The organism is Nocardia lasii (genome assembly GCF_042658545.1).
GTDB lineage: Bacteria > Actinomycetota > Actinomycetes > Mycobacteriales > Mycobacteriaceae > Nocardia > Nocardia lasii.
The window spans coordinates 108,763-134,645 of record NZ_JBHSQN010000013.1 but is presented as its reverse complement, the minus strand read 5'-3'; the positions used below and the strand labels follow the sequence as shown (position 1 = coordinate 134,645).

Sequence of the window (25,883 nt, the reverse complement as noted above, 5' to 3'; positions counted from 1 at the left end):
CGGGCGTGGCAGTGCTGCCGTTCGGCGAACTCGTCACCGTGGTACCTCCGATTGGGCGCCCACCCCGCTCACCATGCTCCGCACCTGTCGCGCGGCGACCGACAGTGTGGCGAGGTCGTGGGTCCCGGACTCGAACAATTCCGACAGTGCCGCGCGCGCACGACCCAGCCGGGACTGGTTCTTCGACTCCCAGTATGCAATTTTCTCGTCGGCGGTTTCCTCCGGGTCACCCGCGGAGAGCACATCGAGGGTGAGCGAGCGCAGCGATCCGTACATGTCGTCGCGCAGGGCAAGGCGGGCCAGCGCGTGCCAGCGGTCGCCGCGTTCGAGGTGGCTCACGGCCTCGAGCAGCCAGTCGATCTTGAGATGCTCGTTGAGCGCGTAGTACAGCGCGCCCACTTCGGCGCCGTCGCGATCGGTGATGTCGGCGAGGTCGACGATGTCGAGCAGCGGGAACAGCCCGAGCAGTCCGAACACCTCGGTCGCCAGATCGGTCGGCGCACCGCGCGCGATCAACTCGGCCGCGCCCTGGGTGAGCGAGGTGACGTGGTGTCCGCGCAACCATCCCGGCACCTGCGGTGCCAACTCCTGCACCCGGCGGTGATACCGGTTGATCTCGGCGCCCACCGCGATCGGCTGCGGCCGATTGGTCAGCAGCCAGCGCGATGCCCGATCCAGGGTCCGCTTGGATTCCAGTTCCAGCAGATCGCGCACGGAGGTCGGTGCGTCCGCGCTGCGGATCCGCGCCCACACATCGCGCAGCTCGAAGATCTCGGTGGCGGCGGTGAACGCGCGCACGGTGTCGGAGCTGGTGGCGCCGACCTCCTCGCTGAGCCGGTGCGCGTAGGTGATGCCGCCGTAGTCGACGACCTCGTTGACGATCATCGTGGTGACGATCTCGCGGCGCAGCCGGTGCTTCTTGAGCGCGGCGCCGAACCGTTCCCGCAGCGGGGTCGGGAAATACAGCGGCAGTTTGCGCGCGAAGTACACGCTGTCGGGCAGGTCGGTCTCGAGCAGATCGGACTTGAGCCCGAGCTTCACGTGCGCGAGCAGGTTGGCCAGTTCGGGCGAGACCAGCCCGGCGCCCTGCTCGTGCAGGCGCGCCAGTTCGGCGGTCGAGGGCAGGGCCTCGAGTTCGCGGTCGAGCCCGCGTCGCTGTTCGAGATCGGCGATGACGCGACCGTGCACGGTGAGCATGTGCGGCGCGTCGGTGCGGGCGATGCCGATCAGCACGTTCTGATCGACGTTGTCCTGCAACACCATGCGAGCCACTTCGTCGGTCATCGAGGCCAGCAGCGGATTGCGGTCGGCCGGGGCCAGATCGCCCTCGCTGACCACGCTGTCGAGCAGGACCTTGATATTGACCTCGTGGTCGGAGCAGTCCACGCCGGCGGAGTTGTCGAGCGCGTCGGTGTTCATCTTGCCGCCCGCGCGGCAGAACTCGATCCGGCCCAGCGCGGTGGCGCCCAGGTTGCCGCCCTCGCCGATCACCCGCACCCGCAACTGATTTCCGTCGACCCGCACCGCGTCGTTGGACTTGTCGCCCACCTCGGCATTGGATTCGGTGCTGGCCTTGATGTAGGTGCCGATGCCGCCGTTCCACAGCAGCTGCACCGGGGCGAGCAGGATCGCGCGCACCAGTTCCGGCGGCGAGAGCGACTGCACCGAGTCGGGCAGCCCGAGCGCGGTGCGCACCTGGGGTGAGATCGGCACCGACTTCACGGTCCGCTCGAACACGCCGCCACCCGCGCTGATCAGGGTGCGGTCGTAATCGGCCCACGAGGAGCGCGGCAGCGCGAACAGCCGGGCGCGCTCGGCGTAGGAGGCCGCGGCGTCGGGATCGGGGTCGAGGAAGATGTGGCGGTGGTCGAAGGCGGCGACCAGTCGGATGTGCGGGGACAGCAGCATGCCGTTGCCGAACACGTCACCGCTCATGTCGCCGACGCCGACGACGGTGAAATCCTGGCTCTGGGTGTCGATGTCCATCTCGCGGAAGTGGCGTTTGACCGCTTCCCACGCGCCCTTGGCGGTGATGCCCATGGCCTTGTGGTCATACCCCGCCGAGCCACCGGAGGCGAAGGCGTCGCCGAGCCAGAAGCCGTAGCGCAGGGCCACATCGTTGGCGATATCGGAGAAGCTGGCGGTGCCCTTGTCGGCGGCGACCACCAGGTAGGTGTCGTCACCGTCGCGGCGCACGACCCGATCCGGCGGCAGCACCGCGCCGGTGGCCAGGTCGACATTGTCGGTGACGTCGAGCAGCCCGGAGATGAAGGTGCGGTAGCAGGCGATGCCCTCGGCGACGGTGGCCTGGCGGTCGACGGCCGGGTCGCCGGTGGCGGCGGGTGGACGTTTCACCACGAACCCGCCCTTCGCGCCCACCGGCACGATCACCGCGTTCTTCACCGCCTGTGCCTTGACCAGGCCGAGGATCTCGGTGCGGAAGTCCTCGAGCCGGTCCGACCAGCGCAGCCCGCCGCGCGCGACCGAGCCGAACCGCAGGTGCACGCCCTCGACCCGAGGCGAGTACACGAAGATCTCGAATTGTGGTCGCGGCTTGGGCAATTCGGCGATCTCGCGCGGTTCGACCTTCAGGGCCAGGTAATCGCGCGGGTTGTGCTCGGCGTCGACGACGTAGTTGTTGGTGCGCAGTGTGGCCTTGATCAGACCGAGGATGGCGCGCAGGATGCGGTCGGCGTCCATGCTGACCACCTCGTCGATGCCGGCGCGCACGCGCGCTTCGAGCTCGACGGCGGCCTCGACCGAGACCGTGTCCGGGTCGAACCGGGCGGCGAACAGGTCGACGACATCGCGCGCCACCTCGGGATGGGCCAGCAGCACCCGGGCGATATTGGCCTGCGAGTACGGAAAACCGGCCTGCTGCAGGTACTTCGCGTACGCGCGCAGGATCGCCACCGAACGCCAGGGCAGCCCCGCGCGCAGGACCAGTTCGTTGAGACCGTCGGCTTCGGCCCGGCCGTACCAGACCGCTTCGAAGGCGTCGGTGAACCGGGTGCGCAGCGCGTCGAGCAGGCCGGGCGCCTCGAGCAGCAGCGCCGCGTCGAGGTCGCCGCCGAGCGCGTTGCGCAGCAACTCCGGCCGCGCCTGCAGGCCGAAATCGTAGATCCAGCGCTCGGCGCCGCCGTCGCGTTCGAGCTGGTAGGGCCGTTCATCGACCACCTCGAGGCCGAGGCTCTGCAGCACCGGCAGCACCTGACTCAGCGAGACGCCCGAGCCCGCGATGTAGAGGCTGAACCGCCACGAACCGGGCGCCGCCTCGGGCCTGCGGTACAGGTACTGGCCGATGCCGCCCTCGGTGAGCCGCTCGAGGCGCACGATATCGGCCAGCGCGCGCTCGGGAGTGAAGTCCTCCTTGTAGCTTTCGGGCAGTGCTTCCGAATACCGTTCCACCACAGCGGGTTCGAGCACGGTCGAGAACGCGGCCGCCTCGCCGATCCGGTCGTCCCAGGAGTGACTGGCGGCATTGAGCAGGCCCTGCAGGCGCAGCCGGTTGTCCTCGGAGGTGTCGGGAGCGGTGCCCTCGGCAGGCAGCATGACCGTGAAATACACACTGGCGAGCTCACTTTCGCTCACCCGCGCCGAGTAGTCGATGTCGACGCCGCCCAGTTCGGCGACCAGGATCTCCTGCATCTCGAGGCGCACGGCGGTGGTGTAGCGGTCGCGCGGCAGATACACCATGCACGCCACGAACCGCCCGTAGTTGTCGCTGCGCAGGAACAGCCGGACCTGCCTGCGCAGCCCGACGCCGAGCACCGCGACGGCGGTGCGGCGCATGGTCTCGGTGTCGGCGGAGAACAGTTCGGTGCGCGGGAACGACTCGATCACCTCGAGCATCGCCTGCCCGGAGAACGAGTCCTGATCGAACCCGGCCCCCTCGATGGCGGTGCGTACCCGGCGGTTGATCACCGGGATGTCGAGCACGTTCTCGTGCACCGCGCGCACGGTGAACACCCCGATGAACAGGTGGACCCCGACCACCGCGCCCGCCGCGTCGACATCGGCGACGCCGACGAAGTACGGGTACACCGAGCGGTGCACCGTCGCGCGGACCAGGCCCTGGGTGAGCAGCAGCAGCGGCCGGTCCTCGCCGTTGATCGGGACCTTGAAGTCGGTGCCGACATCGGGGCGCAGCACGCCCAGACTGACCCCGGGCACCGGTGTGGACACGGTGTGCCCGTCACGGACCTCGCGCCGGTAGCGCGCGTAGCCGAGCAGCGTGAAGTTGCCCTCGGCCAGCCAGCGCAGCAGCTGCGCGCAATCGGACAGTTCCACCGCGGGGAACGGGGTGGTGTCGGCCGTCGCGGAGCGGTCCAGCTCGTCGGCCAGCGCGCTCTGCACCCTGGCCATCGCCTCGGTGTCGTCGATCACCTGGCGGACGTCGTCGATCACCTCGGGCATGGTGCGCTCGATGTGATCGAGCTGGGCCGGGCTGGTGGTGGGGTGCAGCTGCAGGTGCATCCACGACTCGGTGAGCCCGGTCGCGCCGTGGCCGTCCACCTCGTGCGCCGCGGCGCCGACGAGGTGACCGCTGCTGTCGCGGGTGACCTCGAAGATGGGATGGATGAGTTCGGAGACGCTGACCTGCATCCGGCCCAGCGCCGCGGTGATCGACTCCACCAGCAGCGGCATGTCGTCGGTGACGACCTGCACGGCCGCGCCCATCCCGGTCCCGTCGTCGGGATGATGCACCCGAACCAGGGCCTTGCCCGGCGACCGGGTGGCGGCCAATTCCATGTGGTGGCGGAAGATCTGGGTGATGCCGGGGATCGGGAAATCCACATCACCGGCATCGACGTGTCGGAAATACGCCTCCTCGAGGGTCCCGAGATCGCCGCGCAACGTGTGCGGCAGCCCCGCGGCCCACGCCGCGCTCGACATTTCCGACGAGACCGTCATCGTGTGCCCACTCCCATGGCTTGAGGTTCGGTTCGATTTCTCAATACGGGTGACGCGATTTCGAGACTAGCTGCGGGTACAACAACACGCTCAGGCAATTTCGGGTTGCCACGCCGGTAACTTGTGGAACGTTCGATGAACGCCGGGTACACACCTCGCGAGACAACGCCGACGGCCCGGCGGATCGATCACACACAGATCGTTCCACCGGGCCGTCGCACGGGCCGCGCGAATCAGTCGCGGGTCAGCTTGCGGTGCGTAACACGGTGCGGGCGTGCGGCTTCGGCACCGAGACGCTCGATCTTGTTGGCCTCGTAGGCCTCGAAGTTGCCCTCGAACCAGAACCACTTGGCGTCGTTGTCGGTGTCGCCCTCCCACGCGAGGATGTGGGTGCAGGTGCGGTCGAGGAACCACCGGTCGTGCGAGATCACGACGGCACAGCCGGGGAACTGCTCGAGCGCGTTCTCGAGCGAACCGAGGGTTTCGACGTCGAGGTCGTTGGTCGGTTCGTCGAGCAGGATCAGGTTGCCGCCCTGCTTGAGGGTCAGCGCCAGGTTCAGGCGGTTGCGCTCACCACCGGAGAGCACCCCGGCCGGCTTCTGCTGATCCGGGCCCTTGAAGCCGAACGCGCTGACGTAGGCGCGCGAGGGCATTTCCTGGTTGCCGACCTGGATGAAGTCCATGCCCTCGGACACGACCTGCCAGACGTTCTTCTTCGGGTCGATGCCGCCACGGTTCTGGTCGACGTAGCTGAGCTTGACCGTCTCGCCGACCTTCACCTCGCCGCTGTCGGGCGACTCGAGGCCGACGATGGTCTTGAACAGCGTGGTCTTACCCACACCGTTGGGGCCGATCACGCCGACGATGCCGTTGCGCGGCAGGGTGAACGACAGATCCTTGATCAGCTGGCGATCGCCGTAGCCCTTGTCCAGGTGATCGACCTCGACCACGATGCTGCCCAGGCGCGGGCCTGCCGGAATCTGGATCTCCTCGAAATCCAACTTCCTGTGCTTGTCGGCCTCGGCGGCCATCTCCTCGTAGCGACCGAGACGGGCCTTGTTCTTGGCCTGGCGGGCCTTGGCGCCGGAGCGCACCCAGGCCAGCTCGTCCTTGAGCCGCTTCTGCAGCTTCTGGTCCTTCTTGCCCTGCACCTCGAGGCGCTGGGCCTTCTTCTCCAGGTAGGTGGAGTAGTTGCCCTCGTACGGGTAGGCCCGGCCACGGTCGAGTTCGAGGATCCACTCGGCGACGTTGTCGAGGAAGTACCGGTCGTGGGTGACGGCCAGCACGGCGCCCGGGTAGTCGGCGAGGTGCTTCTCGAGCCACAGCACGCTCTCGGCGTCGAGGTGGTTGGTCGGTTCGTCGAGCAGCAGCAGGTCGGGCTTGCTCAGCAGCAGCTTGCACAGCGCGACACGACGACGCTCACCACCGGAGAGGTTGGTGACCGGCTCGTCCGGCGGCGGGCAGCGCAGCGCGTCCATGGCCTGCTCGAGCTGGGAGTCGACATCCCACGCGTCGGCGTGGTCGAGGTACTCCTGCAGCTTGCCCATTTCGTCCATGAGCTCGTCGGAGTAGTCGGTGGCCATGAGTTCGGCGATCTCGTTGAAGCGGTCCAGCTTCACCTTGACCTCGCCGAGGCCTTCCTCGACGTTGCCGCGAACGGTCTTCTCCTCGTTCAGCGGCGGCTCCTGCATGAGGATGCCGACCGTGGCGCCGGGAGCGAGGAACGCGTCGCCGTTGTTCGGACGGTCCAGGCCCGCCATGATCTTGAGAACGCTGGACTTACCAGCGCCGTTCGGGCCGACGACACCGATCTTGGCGCCGGGAAGGAAGTTCAGCGTCACGTCGTCGAGGACGACCTTGTCGCCGTGCGCCTTACGAACCTTCGTCATCTGGTAAATGAACTCAGCCATACACGGAAGCCTATCGGTGCGGGAATCGGGGGAGAAAACGGGAGCGGGGCGGTGCGGCGAAAGGGTCCTCACGCGTCGACCTGCTCGGGCACACCGATGATCGGCTCCGCATCCGGCGATCGCGCCGGGCCGGAATCCGCCGCGGTGATAGAGGCTACCGCGTCCGGCGAGGCCCGCATTCCATCGGATCGGCGAACCACGGTCGCGCTGCATCGCGCCAGATCGGGGCCGACGGCGATCGCGCGCATCTCGAGATCACGCCGCAGCGCACCGTCCTTGCCACGGTACTCGTTGGACCGCAACTGCCCGTAGGCGATCACCGGGTCGCCCCAATGCAACGACTGGTCGACACCCTCGACCAACCTGCGCCAACACGTGACCGACAGGTACAGCGTGCCGTTGTCGGTCCATTCGCCGGATCGGGCGTCGAACCGGCGCGCGTTGCTGGCCATCCGGAACGACAGCATCTGTTCGCCGTTGCTGAGATCTCGCCGCACCGGGTGGGTGATGACGGTCCCGATCACCGTCGCGTGTGCCTCGTACATCGTGTTCGCCCCCGCTCGTTATTCCCCTGCTCGCTCTGACCACCCAAGAATGGCGTGGCGAACAGGGCCGCGGGAGGCGCGCGACGAATTTGTGGATAGATTCGCGGGTTGTGGATATCCGGTGTGTCAGAGCACGGGAAGTTCGGTGTTCGCCCCGCACAGGACCACGATCGGCCGCACCCCGGGCTCCGGGGTGTACACACCGCTCTGCACCGCGGCCAGCGCGGCGGCGCCCTCGAGCTCCACGACCACCCGGAATTCACGCCACAGGTACTCCCGCGCGGCGGCGATCGCGTCGTCGGCGACCGAGAGCGCGGGCATCCGGTGCCGCTGGGCGATGCCGAAGGCGATATCGCCCACGCGCGTCGCGCACAGCAACTCGGTGGCCCGCGACGGCACGTCGATATCGACCGGATGGCCTGCCGCCAGCGCCGCCGAGAGCACGGGCGTGTGCTCGGATTCGACCCCGATGATCTGCCTGCGCCGACCCAGCGCCGCGCCGAGGCCGGCGATCAACCCGCCCCCGCCGATCGCGGCCAGCACCGGCGGCCTGCCGCGCACCTGTTCCTCGAGCTCGAGCCCGATCACCCCGGCGCCCGCCACCACCGCGGGCATGTCGTAGGCGTGCAGGTGATCGGCGCCGCGCTCGACGGCCAGGGTGACCGCCCGACGCTGCGCCTCGGCGTAGCTCGTCCCGTGCCACAGCACTTCGGCACCGTGCGCCCACATCGCGGCGACCTTGGTGTGCGGCGCCGATTCCGGCACCACGATCGTGCATTCCTTGCCCAGTTGCGCCGCCGCCAAGGCGACCGCGATCCCGGTATTGCCCGCCGAGGCCACGACCACATGGTCACGGCCGCTGTCGGTGCTCAGCAGCGCGTTGAGCGCGCCACGCACCGTGAAGGTGCCGCCGTGCTGCAGGAATTCCATTTTCAACGAGACCTGCACCGGCCCGTCGGGACCGTCCACGCTGGTGTGGAACACCGGTGTCTTGCGCACCCGACCCGTCAGCCGTCGCCGCGCCGCCCGCACATCGGCGCGCAGCACCCGCTCCGGTTCGGCTCGCTCGGTCGACTCGCTCGCCGACAGACCGAATCCGCTCACCGACGGACCTCGCCGTCACGACGCGCCAGCTCCGCGTACATCGCGTTGTAGGCGGTCAACTCGGCGTCGTTGTCCCGGTCGGCGGCGCGATCGGTGCGCTTGGCCAGCCTGGTGTCACTGCGCGACCACTGGATCAGCAGGGCCAACATCACCACCACCAGCGGCACCTCACCGCTGGCCCAGGCGAAGCTGCCGCCGTTGCGCTGGTCGGCGAGCAGATCGATGTTCCAGCCCAGGTCGAGGGTGCGGTAGAACCAGCCGCCGAGCACGGTCGTCATGCTCATCAGCGCGATGCCGAAGAACGCGTGGAAGGGCAGGGTGCCGAAGACCATCGCGAGCTTGGTCAGCGGGGCGACTTCGCGCGGCTTGGGATCGATGCCGATCACCACCCAGTAGAACAGGTAGCCGCTGAGCAGGAAGTGCGCGTTCATCATCAGGTGCGCGGCGTGCGAGTCGACATAGGTGTCGAAGACCCCGCCCAGGTACAGCGCGTAGAACCCGGCCACGAAGATCACCGACGCCACCACGGGCTGGGTGAGGAAGCGCGAGACCGGGTTGTGCACGGCGGCCAGAATCCACTCGCGCGGACCCGGCACTCCACCGCGTCCGGCGGGTGGAAGGGCACGCAGCGCCAGGGTCACCGCACCGCCGAGGGCGAGCAGAATCGGCCCCAACATCGACAGCGCCATATGCGCGCCCATGTGCACGCTGAACATCGCGGGCGCGTACCGCCCGACCCCCGACGAGGTGGCCAGCAGCAGCACCACGCACCCGCTGAGCCAGGCGATGGTCCGCCCCACCGGCCACGCGTCGCCGCGCGTGCGCAGTCGACGGACGCCGAGCAGGTAGAGCACTGCGAGCACGATCGCCAAGGTCCCGAAGATCAGGTCGAAGCGCCAGTCGAACAGCAGTCGCCCCACGGTCGGCGGACCGGACAGGGTGTAGCCGAGTTCCACTTCGACCGGGGTCGGAATCGCGGTCGGCGGCGGTGGCGGCGTGCGGCCGAGACCGACGGCGAGGCCGATGGTCGCGGCGAAGATCAGCATCTCGACCCCGGCGAACCGGATGAGCGCGCCACGGTCGCGCGGGTCGGCGGCCAGCGCGGGCAGCGAGGCCCGACGCTGCAGGTAGCCGAGGGCGCCAAGGACCAGCAGCGCCGCCGCTTTCGCCAGGACCAGGCGGCCGTAGGTGGTGGTGAACAGGTCCGCGAACGGCACCCGGATCCAGGCGTTGATCACGCCGCTGAGGCCGATCACCACGATCGAGATCGTCGCGGCCACCGAGAACCGGCGCGCGGCGATATCGGTGTTCGCGCCGCCGCGCATCGCGTGCGCCAACACCGCCACCAGACCGCCCACCCAGACCGCGGCCGAGACCATGTGCAGGATCAGTGAATTGGTCGCCACATCGTGGGCGCCACCCGAGGACGAGTGCCCGGTCAACGCCAACGGCATCATCGTCACCAACGCGCCGGCCAGCAGCACCGGCGTCCAGCCCCAGCGCAACGCGCACCGGCAGCCGATCGCCACGATCAACGCGAGCAGCGTGGTGGTACGCCAGGCTCCCGCGACCTCGACCTGGGTGATCACCGGCCACAACATCTCGGGCCGCCAGATCGACCCCACCGGCTGACCGGTCGTATCCGACACCGTCAACGGCACCAGCAGCGCCGCACTCGCGGCCCACACCAGCGCCGCGTCCGAGGCCCGCCGCACCGCCCGATAGCCGCCCGCCTCGAGCAGACCACCATCGCGCGGCGGCAACAGAAACGCCGCGAACAACAGCGAACCGACGGTCACCGCGGCAGCCAGATCGGCCACCGCGCGCAACGCGGGCAGGCCATATGTTGTCAACGCCCCCGGATCGGGTATCCCGAGCAAACTGAGCGCGTGCGCCGCCGACAACGCGACGACTAGCGCCGCCACCACCGCGGCGATACACCCGGCCACCACACTGAGCACACCGAACGACGCCGCCGGACCCGAATCCGCCCGGGATCCACCGTCGACGGCGGGTCCAGCGGAGGGGTCCTGCGATAACGACATGACAACGAGGGTAGTTCGGTGTGCCCGACCACGCCCCGATGGGGCGTCACACCCGAGGCCCGGCTCACGATCCGCCCGGTCGCTATACTTTTCGAGCTGGACAGCACGGCAGACTTCGGCCAAGGTTGATGCCACTGCCTCCGTAGCTCAGTTGGATAGAGCAAGGGCCTTCTAATCCCTAGGTCGCAGGTTCGATTCCTGCCGGGGGCGCCACACCGCCCTTGACCTGCGTGACGCGTGGGTCAAGGGCGGGACGGTTTCACAGTGCGCGGGGAGACCAGTCGGGATTCTCCTCGGCTTTGCGGGCGATGCGGTGGTTCTTGCCGGTGATCAATCTGGCCTGCAGGACGCTTTCGGTCCAGAAGGCGCTGCGTGGGGATTCGGTCCAGGTGTCGTGGAAGAGTTTCTTGGTGGCGGCAATGGCGTCGGGTGAGCGGTGGCGCAGTTTGTCGACCAGGGCTTCTGCGGTGGCGAGTGGGTCGTCGGAGACGCCGGTGACCAGGCCGTATTCCTTGGCCTGGGTGCCGTCGAAGACCTCGGCGGTCATGGTCAGGTACTTGGCGAGGTCCATGGGGATGAGTTCGCGCAGGGTGACCGAGCCGGTCATGTCGGGGATCAGGCCCCATTTGGCTTCCATGATCGACAGTCGGCAGTCGGGTGTGGTGAAGCGGAAGTCCGCGGCCAGCGCCAACTGCATGCCGCCGCCGTAGCAGTGCCCGTGCAGCAGCACCGGAACGGGGAGTTCGCGCCAGGCCCAGCACGCCTTCTGGAACAGGTTGGTGGTCTGTACGGGCAGTTTCGCGAAACCGGTGACCAGGCGTCGGGTGTCCTTGCCGGTGCTGGCGAAGTCGAGGCCGGAGCAAAACGCCTCCCCCGCGCCGCGCAGGATCACCGCGCGGACCGAGCGGTCCGCGGCGATTCGCGCGGGCACCTGTGCCAGCGCGTCGAGCAGGGGGAAGTCGAGTGCGTTCAGCTTCTCCGGTCGCGACAGCGTCGCGTAGGCGACACCCTCGCGAATGTCGAGTTCAATACGGTCGGACATGCGACACCTTCCACGACGAACAGTTGCGCATCGCCGCTGCGGTGATGCGATGCCGGGCCCGCGCCCGAGGCCGGGTAATCTTTCGGCCCATGTGGACTATTCTCGCCGTCTCCGTGGTCAGCTCGGTCGCCATCGCGATCCTGTTCGCGACAGGCTTCCCCAAGGACTGATCGTGTCCTGGTAGTTCCGCGTGGCGCCCCGGCGATCCGCGCCGTTTTCGTCCTGATCCGACGCGAGCGGCCTACAGTTGACTGATTGTGCGGGGCTGTGTGGTGGGGGACGGTGGGCTTGCCTGCGCGGTGCGGCGTCGTCGCAAGCCCGGGGCTATCCGGGTGTACTGGACGCTGGCGCGGGCGGGATTCAAGCGGCAGGCGCAGTACAAACTGGCGATGTTCGCTGGTCTGTTCACCAACTGTGTGTTCGGGTTCGTCCGCGCGGCGGTGATGCTCGCGGCGGTGCGTTCGGCTTCCGACTTCGGCGGCTACGACGAGGGCACGATCGGCGCCTACGTGTGGTTGTCCCAGGCGTTGCTCGGCGCCACCCAGTTCATGGGCCCGCAGATCGACCTGGTCGATCGGATCAAATCCGGTGACGTCGCGATCGATTTCCTGCGCCCGATCGACGTGCAGCTGGGCTATCTGGCCACCGATATGGGCCGAGCGGCCTGCACGATCCTGCCGCGCGGGGTGCCGAGCATCGCGATCGGCGCGGCGACCTTCGGCCTGTCGATGCCCGACACGCCGCTGGCGTATCTGGTCGGCGTGATCAGTGTGCTGCTCGCGGTGGCGTTGTCGTTCCTGTGCCTGTTCGCGGTGTCGCTGATCGGGTTCTGGGTCGTGGAGATCCGCGGTATCCGGGTGCTGTACCAGATCGTCGGCACGTTCATGGCCGGGCTGTTCGTCCCGGTGCACATGTTCCCCGACTGGTTGCGTGTCGTGGCGATGTCCACCCCGTTTCCCTCCATCCTGCAGTCGCCGATCGATACGCTGTCGGGGCGGGCCTCCGGCTCGGAAGCCCTGGTCATCGTCGCGATCCAGGCCTTCTGGGTGGTGGTGATCGGGCTGCTCGGCAGGGTGTTGCTGCGGGCGGGCCAACGCAGGCTGGAGGTACAGGGTGGCTGAACCCGATTCCGCGCGCATCGTGGCCGGGACCTGGTTCACCCCCTATCGCGCAGTATTGCGTTCGCGTGTGAAAGCACAGCGGGTGTACCGCCTTTCGTTCACCACCGAGGTGTTCAGCGCGTTCCTGATCGGACTGGTGGAGTTCGCCGAGGTGTGGGTGATCTTCCACAACGTCGGCGTGCTCGGCGGGCTCGACGTGGACGCGGCGCTGCTGCTGTTCGGCCTGTCGAACACCGCGTTCGCGCTGGCCCAGGTCGTGGTCGGGCACCTGGACTCGCTGCCGTCGATGATCAGACTGGGCACTCTCGACGCGTATCACCTTCGCCCGCAACCGTTGTTGGCCCAGCTGATCACCAGCGACATCTCGCTGCGCCGACTCGCGCGCGCCGCGGTGGCGGTGATCGTGCTCGCAATCGGGCTGGTACGCAACGATATCGACTGGGGCATCGCTCCGGTTACCTTGATCGTGATCACCCTGATGAGTGGAATTGCCCTGTTCTGTGGCCTTTTCGTGTGTGCGGCGGGACTACAGTTCTTCTTGATCGACGGTGCCGAGCTCACCAACAGCTTCACCTACGGCGGATCCTTCGCCGCGATGCAGCCGGCCTCGGTGTTCCCGACACCGCTGAAGCTGTTGTTCGGGTTCGCGATTCCCGTCGCGTTCACGGCCTACGTGCCGACGATCGCCCTGCTCGGACTGCCCGGGCCACCTCTTCTGCCCGCGTGGTCGGCGTGGCTCACCCCACTGGCGGCGGCCTGGGTGTGGCTGCTCGCATCGGCTGCGTGGCGGGTCGGTACAAGGCACTATCAGGGAGGAGGGGGATAGCTGATGGACGAACACGCGAATCGGGAACCGATCATCGATATCGATGACCTCACCCGCCAGTTCACCGTCTACCGCAAGAGCGGCAAGCGTTGGCGCCGCCATCGCGACACCATCACCGCCGTCGACCGGATGAGTTTCCGGATCGAACGTGGTTCGGCGGTGGGCTATATCGGCGCCAACGGCGCGGGCAAGTCGACCACGATCAAGATGCTCACCGGCATCCTGGTGCCGACCACCGGTTCGGTGCGCACCTGCGGGCTGGAACCGGTGCGCCAGCGCAAGGAGCTCGCCTCCCGCATCGGCGTGGTGTTCGGGCAGCGCTCGCAGCTGTGGTGGGATCTGCCACTGCACGAGTCGTTTTCGATCCTGGCCGCGATCCACCGCCTCGATCCCGATGTCGCCGACAAGCGCACCCACGAGCTCGTGGACCAGCTGGAGATGGGCGATACCCTCGACACGCCCGTGCGCCAGCTCTCGCTCGGTCAGCGGATGCGCGCGGAAGTGGCGGCGGCGCTGCTGCATTCGCCGGAGCTGGTGATCCTCGACGAGCCGACCATCGGCCTCGATGTGCTGTCCAAGCAGCGATTACGCGAGTTCCTGCGCGCCGAGCGCATCGAACGCGGCACCACCTTGCTGCTCACCACCCACGACATGGGCGATATCGAACGGCTCTGCGACCGGGTGCTCGTGGTCGACTACGGCAGGCTGGTGTACGACGGTTCACTCACCGGGCTCGGCGCCACCGTCGGCGCGCGCCGCGTACTGGTGGTCGATTTGGCCGCGCCCACACCGGATCTCGACGATCTGCCCTGCGGTGCGCAGCTGCTGTCCAGCGAGGCGGGCGGCATGCGCCAGCGGCTGGCCTTCGACGCCGAGCACACCACCGCGGCGGCGTTACTGGCGGCGGTGTCGGACCGGGCGCAGGTGCGTGATCTGTCGATCGAGGAACCCGATATCGAGGACGTGGTGCGCCGCATCTACGAGTCCACCCGCTGAGTTCAGCCGGGCCCGTCGGGATTTCCCGCGTACATCGAGACCTCGCCGCCGTCGCCGAGGAACGCGCTGACCAGCATGATCCCCTGGACGCGCAGCTCCTGCTCGTCGGGCGCGCTGGTGGTGATCGAGATCTGCGGAATGGCGGCCCAATTCACGACGTAGCGCTGCGGCGGCCCGTCGTCGTCGGACAGTCGCGCGAGCCGGAACACCGACACCGCGCGCCGTTCCATGAGGTCGCGCACGACATCGGCGATTCGCTGGGGGTCTTCCAGTGCGAACAGAAAACCGAACGTCAGCTCGGGCGACGACACATAGGCGGGCACATCGACCGAGGTTAATGCATGAGTGGTGATCAGCGCGGCTGACGTTGCCCGCGATACGCCGGCGCGGTGACCGATCGGAGACCGTGCCGTAATGGTGGATAACGATTTCTCCCGGCGGCCGGGTCGCTTCCCCGTACTCTTGCGCGCCGCCGTCGAATCGCGCTTTCCTGAAAGGGTCCCGAGTTTCCCCGGGTCGTCTACTCCACCGCAGCGTCGCGGATTCTTCGTCGACGTCCGGGCGGGGCTACGCCGGTGCCGGGGAGTGCACGTCAGATCTCCTCCTCGGCCCTGGCGTATCCATGCGACACCACGCGTCACCAGGGGCTGCCATCATGTCGATCGATCACGACCATCGTCTCGATGCCGAACGACTTCCCACGCCCTCGGCGCTGCTGCGCGCCTTCCTCGATGCCGAGCCCGACCCCACTCGACACCTGGTCCTCGATGCCGCGGGCGCGCTGGCGAACTGCCACGATCGCCGGCGCGCGATCCTCGACCAGGCGCACGACCCGGCCGCCTCGCCCACCGGCGTCGCGACGTGCGGGCGCCTGGTCGAGGAGATCGACACCGACCGCGCCGCGCTGATCGCCCGCATCGACGACTGGGTCGCCTGCCATGTCGAACACCGCGACGGCGCCTCGCTGCACACCGAGACCCTCGGCGCGGTGATCGACCGGATGGCCGCGAAATGGGTTGCCGCCCACCAGGAATTGGCGGCGGCCCCACAAACGACGACGACACCACGGCAGCGGGAGGCTCGCACCCATCTGCAGTGGTGTCGTCTGGCTGAACTGACCGACGGTTACCGGGACCTGGTCACCGATGTCGCCCAACATCGCAGGCGGTTGCCGGTCTGGTGAGGCTCAGGCCTTGTCACTCGGTTCGACGAACGTCGGCGCCACGTCGAGGTCCTCGGCAGGCGCCGAATCGAGGTCGACGGTCTCGGTCTCGACGACCTCGACCCCGTCGGCTCCGTCCCGATCGGCCTGCGCGTCTCGGCGAGCGGCCGCCGCGGCTTCGCGCATCTCGATCGCGTCGGTGACGAACTCACCGATTTCCCGAGCCACCGCGGCGACCGTTCCGGTGATCAGCGCGGCGATATTGCCGACACGCTGAGCACCGGTGGTCGTCAATTCCTGAACCAGGTCCTTGTTGCTTTCGAATTTGCCGACCATTTACACGCCCACTTCGGTTGCCTTCCGATTACGCATCACGATAACACCGGGCTTGGACGTCTTCTTCACGAAACGATCCGGCACCGAGAGCAGGAAGATCTTGGCCCAGACCGAACCGATCTGCTTGGAGAAACGACCGGTGTTGTAGGGCAGGCCGTACTTCTCGGCCAGTGCCTTCACCTCGGGCGCGATCTCCGGGTACCGGTTCGCCGGGAGATCCGGGAACAGGTGGTGTTCGATCTGGTGCGACAGGTTGCCCGACATGATGTGGAACAGCCGCGAGCCCTTGATGTTGGCCGAGCCCAGCATCTGGCGCACGTACCACTCGCCGCGGGTCTCGGTCTCGGTCTCCTCCTTGGAGAACGTCTGCACGCCCGAGGGGAAGTGACCACAGAAGATGATCGAGTAGCTCCACACGTTGCGGACCAGGTTGGCCGCGACATTGCCTGCCAGGGTGTGCAGGAACAGCGGGCCGGTCAGCGCCGGGAACATCACGTAGTCCTTGAGGACCTGCTTGCCCGCCTTCTTGCCCTGCCCCTTGAGCAGCGGCTTGACGTCGGCCCACTTGCGCTTGCCCTTGATGATGTTGTCGGCCTCGAGGTCGTGCAGCATCACGCCCCACTCGAAGAACGTCATCAGCAGGAACGCGTAGAGCGGGTTGCCCAGGTAGTACGGGTGCCACTTCTGCGCGTCGTCGATGCGCAGGATGCCGTAACCGATGTCGCGGTCCATGTCGACGATGTTGGTGTGGGTGTGGTGCATGTAGTTGTGCGAGTGCTTCCACTGATCGGCCGGGCACACGTTGTCCCAGTCGAATTCGCGGGAGTTCACGCCACGCTCACGCATCCAGTCGTACTGGCCGTGCATGACGTTGTGGCCGATCTCCATGTTGTCGAGGATCTTCGACACACCGAGCGCGGCGACGCCGGCCAGCCAGAACGGGGGCAGGAAGCCCAGGTACATCAGACCGCGGCCGGCGATCTCGAGGCCACGCTGGGTCTTGATGATGTTGTAGATGTATTCGCGGTCGCGTTCGCCGAGGTCCTCGACGACGCGGGCGCGGATCGCGTCGAGCGCGGCGCCGAGTTCTTCGACCTGATCCGGGGTCAGGATGACCGGGCCGTCTTTGCCTTCGGTGAGGATCGTCATGGCTATATCTCCCCTTGTCGTTACTGGTTGTTCGGCGGTCTAGAGGGCGATGTCGACATCGCCGACGGCGGTGTTGACGCAGATCTGGATCTGCTTGTCGGGGTCGGCGTCGAGTTCGCCGGTGCGGATGTTGCGGGTGCAGCCGGAGACCTTGGTCGCGGTGCAGGAGAAGCAGATCCCCATGCGGCAGCCGTATTCCGGGGTCAGGCCCGAGGCTTCGGCGGTTTCGAGCAGCGTCGCTCCGGTGTTCTCGGCAGCGACGTCGCTGTCGGAGAAGCTGACCGTGCCGGTGGCCTCGGACGGATCGGCGGGCACCGAGGTGAGCGTGAACTCCTCACTGAGTACCCGGTCCTGCAGACCTTCATCGGTGAAGATCTTCTTGACCGCGTTCATCAGCGGCGGCGGCCCGCACACGAAGGTCTGGGCGTCGGCGAACCAGGGCGCGACGCGCTCGAGCTCGTCGTAGTCGAAGAATCCACTGCCCGTGGAGGTTTCGCCGTCGATCACCGTGCCCGGCTCCACCGGGTAGCGGTATTCGACGCGGAAGTTGGCGCGGCGCTGCGCGATCGAGGACAGTTCGGCCCGGTGCGGGACCATCTCGGGCTGACGGGCGTAGTGCAGGAAGGTGACCTGCCCGGTGTAGTTCTCGGCGTCGAGGGTCCGCAACATCGACAGTACCGGCGTGATGCCGCTGCCGCCGCTGACGAGCAGGATCTTGTCGGGACGCTGCTGGGGCAGGTGGAACACCCCGGCGGCGGGCGCGAGGTCGACGATCAGGCCCGGCTTGGCGTTGGCGTGCAGGTAGTTCGAGACCAGCCCGCCCGGGTGCGCCTTGATGGTGAGCTGCAGGTAGCGGTCACCGTTGCCCTCCGGGTCGATCGGCGAGTAGCAGCGGGTGTGGCGCACGCCGTCGATGGAGACGCCGATCTGCACGTACTGGCCCGCCGCGTGGCCGCGCCACTGCCGCGAGGCGCGCAGCGTGAGCGTCACCGAACCCGGCACCGCGTGCGAGACGTGGGTGACCTCGGCGCGCAGTTCCCGGGCGGTGAGCCCGGGGCGGACGAGTTCCAGGTACCGGTCCAGCGGGTGCGGCGTCGTCAACGTCTGCACCAGATCGATCAGTCCCACCATGTCGTCATGCCCCTTTTATTGCGAAGAACGGAAGAAGTTCCGCTGACGTACGTTCCAAAATTTCAGTGCACGTCTGTACACTCACCAGTGTGCCCGATGACCCCGGGCCGCTGTCAACCGGCAATAATGTGAGGCGGACAACACAATGACCAAGGCCGCTATGGTGAACGGCTGTATGCTCACCGATGTGACTGAGCAGCCAGGATCGCGCAATGAGCGCAAGGCGCACACCCGCGCCGCTCTCATCGACGGCACCCTGGAGCTGGCCGCGGAGCGTGGATTCGCGGCATTGAGCCTGCGTGAGATCGCCCGCTCGGCCGGCATCGTGCCGACCGCCTTCTACCGCCACTTCGCCTCCCTCGACGACCTCGGCGCGACCATCGTCGACGAGGGCGTCACGGCGCTGCGACTGGCATTGCGCGAGGTCAGACGCAAGCCCGACGCGCATCTGGCCGATACGGTGCGCTTCGTTTTCGAGCAGGTGCGCGCCAAGCGCGCGCTGTTCGGCTTCCTGATTCGCGAACGTCACGGTGGGCCCGCACCACTGCGTCAGGCGATCGCGATGGAGATGCAGCTGATCGTGCGCGAGATCGTCGCCGATCTGTCCCGACTGCGAGCCCTGGACGCGTGGAGTACCACCGAGCTCGAGATCGCCGCGGATCTGCTGGTCACCACCGTCACCGACGGTATCGCCGCGTTCGTAGCGTCCACCTCCCGGGAGGAATCAGCGATCCAGGAACGCACCGTCATGCAGATGCGCCTGATCGCATTGGGCATCGCCGGGTGGGTACCCACGAACAACGACTGACACTCGGAGTACGGGCGTACACACAATCGACGCGCCGTGGCTCCGGTGACAGGTCACAAACCCGGTGTCGCCGCGGGCGCGGGCGCGCGAACCGGGAGCAGCACCAGCAGTCCGAGCACCAGAACGACCAGGAGCCCGGCGATTCCGGCGCGATCGGCGTGGAACACGGCCACGAACACCCCGAACAGGGCGGGCGCCAGGAACGACACCGCCCGCCCGGTGGTGGTGTACAGGCCGAACAGCTGGCCCTCGCGTCCCGGCGGGGCCAGCCGCGCCAGGAACGAGCGCGCCGAGGCCTGCGCCGGTCCGACGAACACGGTCAGCGCCAGGCCGAAGATCCAGAACATCATCGGCCCCGACACCGCGAGCAGCACCAGCCCGCACGCGATCATCCCGACGAGTGATCCCACGATCACCCGCTTGGGCCCGATCCGGTCGTCGAAGCGACCGGCCACGATCGCGGCCGCGCCCGCGACGACATTGGCGGCGATGCCGAACAGCAGCACGTCGGCGGCGGCGAACCCGTACACCGTCACCGCGAGGACGCCGCCGAAGGTGAACACCCCGGCCAGCCCGTCGCGGAACACCGCGCTGGCCAGCAGGAAGTACACCGTGTGGCGGTCCTGTCCCCACAGTTCGCGCACGTCGCGGATCAGCACCCGGTAGGACCCGAGGAAGCCGACCTTGGCCGCGCCCGGGTCGGCGCCGGTGCGCGGCAGTTCCGGGACCGCGAACAGCACCGGCAGCGCGAACACCGTGAACCACAGCGCCGCGAGCACGATCACCAGGCGCACATTGAGCCCCTGATCGGTGGGCATCCCGAGCAGCCCGCGGGTGTCGCCGTCCCCGGCGAGGAAGCCCGCGTAGCAGATCAGCAGCAGCACGATGCCACCGAAATAGCCCATCGCCCAGCCGAATCCGGAGACCCGTCCGACGGTGTCGGGGGTGGAGACCTGCCGCATCATCGCGTTGTAGGGCACGCCGGCGAGTTCGAAGGTGGCCGAGGCGAACGCGAGCAGCGCCAGCCCCAGCCACAGGTCGTGATAGTCGTCGTGGACGAAGAACATCAGCGACATCGCGCCCACGGTGAGCGCGGTGAGAGTTGCCAAGGCCCGTTTACGGGAACCGACCGCGTCGAAGTACTGCCCGCACACCGGCGCGGTCACCGCGACGACCAGTCCGGCCGCGGCCAACGCCCAGCCCAGCCAGGCGCTCGCGCTGATCGGACCGGGCAGATCGTCGCCCACCTTCTCGGTCAGATACACCGAGAACACGAAGGTCAACGTCACCGCTTGGAACGCCGAGGACCCCCAGTCCCACAGCCCCCACGCCACTACCTGCCCACGTCCGGCCGCCTCGCCGACGGTGTCGGACGCGTTCACCTCGGTCATGGACGAAGCGTAGTGGCGATTCTCGGTTCACGCCGACATTCACCGCGACAATTCATATGAACCTGGTTGCATAGTACCGGGCGTTGCGGATACCCTCGGCTCATGGCACTCGAGCACGCGCTGCTGGTCTCGCTCACCGAGCGGGCCGGGTCGGGCTATGAGCTCGCCCGCCGGTTCGACAAGTCGATCGGCTACTTCTGGAGTGCCACCCACCAGCAGATCTACCGGGTCCTCAAGCGTATGGAGGAATCCGGTTGGGTCACCGTCGAATCGGTGAATCAGCAGGGCAAACCCGACAAGAAGGTGTACTCCGTCGCCCCCGCCGGGCAGACCGAGCTCGCCCGCTGGCTGGCCGAACCCACCGACGCCGCCCCCGCCCGCGACGAACTGGGCGTGAAGATCCGCGCGGCCGCCCACGGCGACATCGACGCCATCTGTGCCGAGGTGGCGCGCCATCGCGCCCAGCACGCCCAGCGCCTCGACGAGTACCACCTCAGCGAGAAGAAATTCTTCCCGGCGCCGGACCAGCTCTCCGGCACCGCCCTGCACCAGTACCTGGTCCTGCGCGCGGGCATCCGCGCGGAGTCCGGCTACCTCGAATGGTGCGACGAAGTACTGCAGGCCCTGCGACCGCGAAAAGGTGACGACCGCCCATGACTGCCTATCCCCATCTGTTCGAGCCACTCGACCTCGGCCACACCACCCTGCGCAACCGGGTGGTCATGGGCTCCATGCACACCGGGCTCGAGGACCGCGCCTGGGACACCAACAAGCTCGCCGCCTACTTCGCCGAACGCGCCCGCGGCGGAGTCGGCCTGATCATCACCGGCGGCTACGCACCCAACCGCACCGGCTGGCTGGCCCCGTTCGGCGGCAAGCTCACCAACAAGACCGAGGCGTACCGGCATCGCGCGATCACCAAAGCTGTGCACGCCGAGGGCGGCAAGATCGCGATCCAGATCCTGCACGCGGGCCGCTACTCCTACATGCCCACCAGCGTGTCGGCCTCGGCGATCAAGTCCGCGATCAACCCGTTCAAGCCGCGCGCGCTGTCGTCCAAGGGCGTCGAACGCACCATCGACGACTACGCCCGCTGCGCCGAACTGGCCAAGTTCGCCGGCTACGACGGCTGCGAGATCATGGGCGGTGAGGGCTATTTCATCAACCAGTTCCTCGCGCCGCGGGTGAACAAGCGCACCGACAAGTGGGGTGGCAGCCCCGAGAACCGGCGCCGCATGCCGGTCGAGATCGCCCGTCGCATCCGCGCCGCGGTCGGCCCCGACTTCATCATCGTGTTCCGGTTGTCGATGGCCGAGTTGGTGGAGAAGGGCCAGACCTTCGACGAGATCGTCGCGCTGGCACAGGAATTGGAGGCTGTCGGCGTCGACATCCTCAACACCGACATCGGCTGGCACGAGGCGCGGGTGCCCACCATCGTCACCTCGGTGCCGCGCGCGGCGTTCGTGGAGTTCACCGCCAAGATCGCCCGCACGGTGAACATTCCGGTGTGCGCGTCGAACCGGATCAATATGCCCGAGATCGCCGAGGAGATCCTGACCCGCGGTGACGCGGCGCTGATTTCGCTGGCGCGCCCGATGCTGGCCGACCCCGAGTGGGCCAACAAGGCCCAGGGCGATCGCGCCGACGAGATCAACACCTGCATCGCCTGCAACCAGGCCTGCCTCGACCACGCCTTCGGCAACAAGAAGGTGTCGTGCCTGGTCAACCCGCGCGCGGCCAGCGAGACCACGCTGAAGCTGCTGCCGACGCGTCGGGCCAAGCGCTTCGCCGTCGTCGGTGCGGGCCCGGCCGGGCTGTCGGCCGCGGTGAGCCTGGCCGAGCGCGGCCACCACGTCGACCTGTTCGAGTCCGACGACAAGATCGGCGGCCAGTTCGACATCGCCCGCCGCATCCCCGGCAAGGAGGAGTTCGACGAGTCGATCCGCTACTTCCGCCGCAAGATCGACCTCACCGGCGTCACCCTGCACCTCGAGAAGCGGGTGAACGCCGACGAACTGATCGCAGGCAACTACGACTCGGTGATCCTGGCGACCGGCGTGCGCCCCCGCATCCCCAACATCCCCGGCATCGACCACCCGATGGTGCTGTCCTATGCCGAACTGGTCAAGGAGGAGAAGCCGGTCGGCAAGAAGGTCGCCGTGATCGGCGCCGGCGGCATCGGCTACGACGTGAGCGAATACCTCACCGTCGAAGGACATCCCACGCTCAAGCTCGACGAGTGGAAGGCCGAATGGGGCGTCGATTCCGACGACGAGCAGGTCCCCGGCCAGCTCAAGAAGCCCGTGCCCTCCCCCGCCGCCCGCGATGTCGTACTGCTGCAACGCAAGTCGACCCCGTTCGGCAAGGACCTCGGCAAGACCTCCGGCTGGGTCCACCGCGCGGCCCTCAAAGCCAAAGGCGTGGAACAGGTCGGCGGCGTGAACTACGACCGCATCGACGACGCTGGCCTGCACATCAGCTTCGGCGAGAACCACGACAACCCCCGCGTCCTCGCGGTCGACAACGTGATCGTCTGCGCCGGCCAGGAATCCGTCCGCGAGCTCGAAGAGCCCCTGCGCACCGCCGGCGTCGACCTGCACCTCATCGGCGGCGCCGACCTGGCCGCCGAACTCGACGCCAAACGCGCCATCGACCAGGGCACCCGCCTGGCCGCGCGCCTCTGAACCCGGTCGTCCGACGCGACGGACGACCGCCACACCGCCCCGCCCGCCGACCTCGCATCCGGCAGGCGGGGCGGTGTTCTTTCCTGGACAGGTGATCACCACGCTCTGGTGGCGCCGAATCCGCCGAACCGGTACCTGAGAGCGTGGTGATCGCCCGACCAGGTGGGTACGCGTCGTCCGGCGGACCGGGTCGCGGTCGGCGCGGCGGGTGGGTGTGCGGGCGCCGTATTGGGGACGGGTCGCTGTGGGCGCGGCGGTTGGGGGCCAGTTCGACTGTGGGGCAACCTGATCGGGCCGATTCGGCTACGCGTTTGCTGCGGTGGCGACCAGGTCTCGGAGGGCTGCGCCCGGTGGGGTTTCGTGCCAGCGTAGGTGGCCGAGTAGCCAGTCCTCGTAGGCGATTTCGGCGTTGCGGGGTTCGTGGGCGATGGTGCGGAAGTAGTCGATCTCGGAGAGTTGGTAGCCGAGGTGGACTATGGGGAGCAGGACCGGGAGTAGTTTCTGTTCGGCGCGGGACAGGGGACGTTCGGCGCGGTAGCCCTCGATCAGGGCGGTGACCTGGTCTTCGCGGACGTTCGCGGGGCCGCCGTCGCGGAGCGAAACCCAGTCCACGGCGGCGCGTTCGATCGCCATCGCCAGGTCGAACATGGCGGTGGTGCGGTCGGCGAGTCCGAAGTCGATCACCGAACTCACCTCGTGGCCACGCCAGAGCAGATTCGTCGCGTGCCAATCCCCGTGTGTCCACAGCGGTTCGCCGAGCTCGAACCGCAGATCCGGCACCCGCGATCGCCACTCACGGTCCACGAGAAACTCCGCGACTGCGGGCCGGTGCGCGATATGCCATTCGAACGCACTCACCACATCACCGCCGTGCAGGCTCGCGACGAGCGGGCGCGCGGGACGAGCGGGCGCCTCGAAACCTACTGCGGCCGTGTGCAATCGACCAAGCATCGCCCCCGCACCCCTCGCGTCGGCATCGTCACGGTACGGCGACCACGAGAAGTCCGCCCGATACCGATCCTCCCCCACCCCAACCCGATGCACTTCGTAGACGAACCCACCAGCCCGACCTTCCGGGGGTCGGCCTCGACCATCACCCGGCCCGTCGACACGGCCCGCCCCGTCGACACGACCCGGCCTGTCGGCACCTCCGCCCGATCGACGGGCCCCAACCCCACCACTGGATCCCCGGGCATCACCGACTGCCGAGCCGCCGAACGTCGCGCGCACCTGCGGCACGGGAATGCCCCGGGCACGGACATAGTCCATGAATCGGTGTTCTTCGGCGAGAGCCGCCGAATCCCGCAGCCGCCGTGGCAGTCGCTTGACGACGAGCTGTTCCCCATCGCGCAGCCGCACCCCCACCGTCGATGACAACGGTCGCGCACTACGCCATTCGACCGCCACGGGTTCGGCCCCACCCCAGGTAGCGGCGATCGCGCGCGCGATCTCGTCCTCGGTCAGCGCGGGCCAGGTCGGCTCGGCCAACGGATCATCACCCATCCCGAACACCTGATGATCAGTCATCGACAACCCAGGCGGGCGCGACGTGCGGGTCGATACGGGCATCCGAGGGCGCACACTCCCGCCTCCCGATCGGCGCGCGGCGGTGGCGGGGCAGTCATCATGGCGCCTCCCATGCTAGGGCCGAGCGGGTGTTCTCCGCTGATCCGCCCACGCCGCACCCACCGTCGATCCCCTAAGCTCGCCCTCGTGAGCTTGCCCTCCCCCACTGCAGACAATCGTGCCGTCGTCACCGGCGCGTCCTCCGGTATCGGTACCGCGCTGGCCGCCGATCTGGCCGGGCGCGGCTATTCGTTGATCCTGGTCGCGCGCCGCGGTGAGATCCTCGCCGAACTGGCCCAGCGACTGACCCTGACCCACGGCATCACCGCCGAGGTGCGTGCGGTCGACCTCGCCGATCGCACCCAGCGTGCCAGCCTGTGCGACGAGCTCGCGGTGCGCGATATCGCGATCCTGTGCAACAACGCCGGCGTCGCGACCTTCGGCCCGGTCGCCGAGCTCGATTTCGCCTACGAGCGCACGCAGATGGAACTCAACGCCACCGCCGTGCACGACCTGACCCTGGCCGTGCTGCCGGGCATGATCGAGCGCAAGGGGGGCGGCATCCTGATCAGCGGTTCGGCGGCGGGCAATATGCCGATCCCGAACAATGCCACCTACGCCGCGTCGAAGGCGTTCGCGAACACCTTCTCCGAGTCGCTGCGCGGCGAGCTCAAGGGCACCGGCGTGAACGTGACCCTGCTGGCGCCGGGCCCCGTGCGCACCGAGACCCCCGCGCCGGAGGACCAGTCGATCGTGGACAAGATGGTCCCCGATTTCCTCTGGGTCTCCTCCGAGTACACCGCCAAGGTCTCCATCGACGCGCTGGCCCGCAACAAGATGCGCATCGTGCCGGGCCTGATCAGCAAGGGCATGAGCGTCGCGGGCAACTACGGCCCCCGCGCCTTCACCGCCCCGGTCGCGGGCGCGTTCTACAAGAAGCTCGGCAGCTGAGTACCACCTGAACGGGGTGTCCGCGTTCGACGTGGGCACCCCGTTCAGCGTTCCACGGCCTATCTGCGCCGCGTTCCGAAGATGCTGCGGCTGATCTCGCGCCCCGCCGCACTGGCCGCCGAGCGCAGGAAACTCTTCATCGCCGGGTTGTTCATGATCCGTTCGGCGGCGCTGTCCTCCTCGCGCTGTGCGGGCGCCGGCG

20 protein-coding genes and 1 tRNA gene are annotated in these 25,883 nt (G+C 67.9%); 9 read left to right on the top strand and 12 right to left on the bottom strand.

What is annotated here, in order from left to right:
• Positions 1–33 precede the first annotated feature (33 nt).
• The 5 genes from ACFP3H_RS18940 to ACFP3H_RS18920 form a co-directional block, all read right to left on the bottom strand.
• Positions 34–4,914 (bottom strand): NAD-glutamate dehydrogenase, encoded by a 4,881-nt coding sequence (locus tag ACFP3H_RS18940; RefSeq protein WP_378607871.1) that lies wholly within the window; start codon positions 4,912–4,914, stop codon positions 34–36.
• Between the two features lie 233 nt (positions 4,915–5,147).
• On the bottom strand, positions 5,148–6,824 hold the full coding sequence (gene ettA, locus ACFP3H_RS18935) for an energy-dependent translational throttle protein EttA (protein WP_378607869.1): 1,677 nt from the start codon (positions 6,822–6,824) through the stop codon (positions 5,148–5,150).
• A 68-nt stretch (positions 6,825–6,892) separates the two neighbouring features.
• Positions 6,893–7,369 carry a single-stranded DNA-binding protein gene (locus ACFP3H_RS18930; protein WP_378607867.1) on the bottom strand — a complete coding sequence of 159 codons (477 nt, stop codon included), beginning with the start codon at positions 7,367–7,369 and terminating at the stop codon, positions 6,893–6,895.
• Positions 7,370–7,495: 126 nt separating this feature from the next.
• Positions 7,496–8,473 carry a serine/threonine dehydratase gene (locus ACFP3H_RS18925; protein ID WP_378607865.1) on the bottom strand — a complete coding sequence of 326 codons (978 nt, stop codon included), beginning with the start codon at positions 8,471–8,473 and terminating at the stop codon, positions 7,496–7,498.
• Positions 8,470–10,518, bottom strand: a complete 2,049-nt coding sequence (locus ACFP3H_RS18920; RefSeq protein ID WP_378607863.1) for a bifunctional copper resistance protein CopD/cytochrome c oxidase assembly protein — start codon at positions 10,516–10,518, stop codon at positions 8,470–8,472. The genes ACFP3H_RS18925 and ACFP3H_RS18920 overlap by 4 nt, the downstream gene beginning before the upstream one ends.
• A gap of 136 nt (positions 10,519–10,654) precedes the next feature.
• Here ACFP3H_RS18920 and ACFP3H_RS18915 point away from each other — a divergent pair.
• A tRNA-Arg gene (locus ACFP3H_RS18915) sits at positions 10,655–10,731 on the top strand.
• Positions 10,732–10,777: 46 nt separating this feature from the next.
• On the opposite strand, the gene ACFP3H_RS18910 is transcribed toward ACFP3H_RS18915, so the two are convergent.
• Entirely contained in the window at positions 10,778–11,560 is a 783-nt protein-coding gene (locus ACFP3H_RS18910) for a crotonase/enoyl-CoA hydratase family protein (RefSeq protein WP_378607861.1), read from the bottom strand.
• 389 nt (positions 11,561–11,949) lie between these two features.
• Between ACFP3H_RS18910 and ACFP3H_RS18905 the strand changes: the two genes are divergently transcribed.
• From ACFP3H_RS18905 to ACFP3H_RS18895, 3 genes are read left to right on the top strand one after another with little or no spacing between them, the layout of a single operon-like run.
• The gene (locus ACFP3H_RS18905) at positions 11,950–12,681 is read left to right on the top strand and encodes an ABC transporter permease (RefSeq protein ID WP_378607859.1); all 732 of its coding nucleotides are present in this window, start codon (positions 11,950–11,952) and stop codon (positions 12,679–12,681) included.
• Positions 12,674–13,507 carry an ABC transporter permease gene (locus tag ACFP3H_RS18900; protein WP_378607858.1) on the top strand — a complete coding sequence of 278 codons (834 nt, stop codon included), beginning with the start codon at positions 12,674–12,676 and terminating at the stop codon, positions 13,505–13,507. The genes ACFP3H_RS18905 and ACFP3H_RS18900 overlap by 8 nt, the downstream gene beginning before the upstream one ends.
• Positions 13,508–13,510: 3 nt before the next feature.
• Positions 13,511–14,503, top strand: coding sequence for an ABC transporter ATP-binding protein (locus tag ACFP3H_RS18895; RefSeq protein WP_378607856.1), 993 nt, complete (start codon positions 13,511–13,513; stop codon positions 14,501–14,503).
• A gap of 2 nt (positions 14,504–14,505) precedes the next feature.
• On the opposite strand, the gene ACFP3H_RS18890 is transcribed toward ACFP3H_RS18895, so the two are convergent.
• Positions 14,506–14,826, bottom strand: coding sequence for a hypothetical protein (locus ACFP3H_RS18890; RefSeq protein WP_378607854.1), 321 nt, complete (start codon positions 14,824–14,826; stop codon positions 14,506–14,508).
• 332 nt (positions 14,827–15,158) lie between these two features.
• Between ACFP3H_RS18890 and ACFP3H_RS18885 the strand changes: the two genes are divergently transcribed.
• Complete coding sequence (locus tag ACFP3H_RS18885; protein ID WP_378607852.1) at positions 15,159–15,686, top strand: DUF4254 domain-containing protein; 528 nt, start codon at positions 15,159–15,161, stop codon at positions 15,684–15,686.
• Positions 15,687–15,689: 3 nt separating this feature from the next.
• On the opposite strand, the gene ACFP3H_RS18880 is transcribed toward ACFP3H_RS18885, so the two are convergent.
• From ACFP3H_RS18880 to ACFP3H_RS18870, 3 genes are read right to left on the bottom strand one after another with little or no spacing between them, the layout of a single operon-like run.
• Positions 15,690–16,001, bottom strand: a complete 312-nt coding sequence (locus ACFP3H_RS18880; RefSeq protein WP_378607850.1) for a hypothetical protein — start codon at positions 15,999–16,001, stop codon at positions 15,690–15,692.
• Positions 16,002–17,150, bottom strand: coding sequence for a fatty acid desaturase family protein (locus ACFP3H_RS18875; protein ID WP_378607848.1), 1,149 nt, complete (start codon positions 17,148–17,150; stop codon positions 16,002–16,004).
• A gap of 39 nt (positions 17,151–17,189) precedes the next feature.
• Positions 17,190–18,281 (bottom strand): ferredoxin reductase, encoded by a 1,092-nt coding sequence (locus tag ACFP3H_RS18870; RefSeq protein ID WP_378607846.1) that lies wholly within the window; start codon positions 18,279–18,281, stop codon positions 17,190–17,192.
• A 187-nt stretch (positions 18,282–18,468) separates the two neighbouring features.
• On the opposite strand from ACFP3H_RS18870, the gene ACFP3H_RS18865 reads away from it, so the two are divergent.
• The gene (locus ACFP3H_RS18865) at positions 18,469–19,089 is read left to right on the top strand and encodes a TetR family transcriptional regulator (RefSeq protein ID WP_378607844.1); all 621 of its coding nucleotides are present in this window, start codon (positions 18,469–18,471) and stop codon (positions 19,087–19,089) included.
• A gap of 53 nt (positions 19,090–19,142) precedes the next feature.
• On the opposite strand, the gene ACFP3H_RS18860 is transcribed toward ACFP3H_RS18865, so the two are convergent.
• Positions 19,143–20,480 carry an MFS transporter gene (locus ACFP3H_RS18860; RefSeq protein WP_378607843.1) on the bottom strand — a complete coding sequence of 446 codons (1,338 nt, stop codon included), beginning with the start codon at positions 20,478–20,480 and terminating at the stop codon, positions 19,143–19,145.
• 102 nt (positions 20,481–20,582) lie between these two features.
• Between ACFP3H_RS18860 and ACFP3H_RS18855 the strand changes: the two genes are divergently transcribed.
• Positions 20,583–21,137 carry a PadR family transcriptional regulator gene (locus ACFP3H_RS18855; protein WP_378607841.1) on the top strand — a complete coding sequence of 185 codons (555 nt, stop codon included), beginning with the start codon at positions 20,583–20,585 and terminating at the stop codon, positions 21,135–21,137.
• Positions 21,134–23,164, top strand: coding sequence for an oxidoreductase (locus ACFP3H_RS18850; RefSeq protein WP_378607839.1), 2,031 nt, complete (start codon positions 21,134–21,136; stop codon positions 23,162–23,164). Before ACFP3H_RS18855 ends, ACFP3H_RS18850 begins: the two co-directional genes overlap by 4 nt.
• A 303-nt stretch (positions 23,165–23,467) precedes the next feature.
• Here ACFP3H_RS18850 and ACFP3H_RS18845 read toward each other — a convergent pair whose 3' ends face one another.
• Positions 23,468–24,667 (bottom strand): phosphotransferase enzyme family protein, encoded by a 1,200-nt coding sequence (locus tag ACFP3H_RS18845; RefSeq protein WP_378607837.1) that lies wholly within the window; start codon positions 24,665–24,667, stop codon positions 23,468–23,470.
• 210 nt (positions 24,668–24,877) lie between these two features.
• Here ACFP3H_RS18845 and cmrA point away from each other — a divergent pair, with 210 nt between their 5' ends.
• The gene (gene cmrA / locus ACFP3H_RS18840) at positions 24,878–25,681 is read left to right on the top strand and encodes a mycolate reductase (RefSeq protein WP_378607836.1); all 804 of its coding nucleotides are present in this window, start codon (positions 24,878–24,880) and stop codon (positions 25,679–25,681) included.
• The last annotated feature ends 202 nt before the right edge of the window (positions 25,682–25,883 follow it).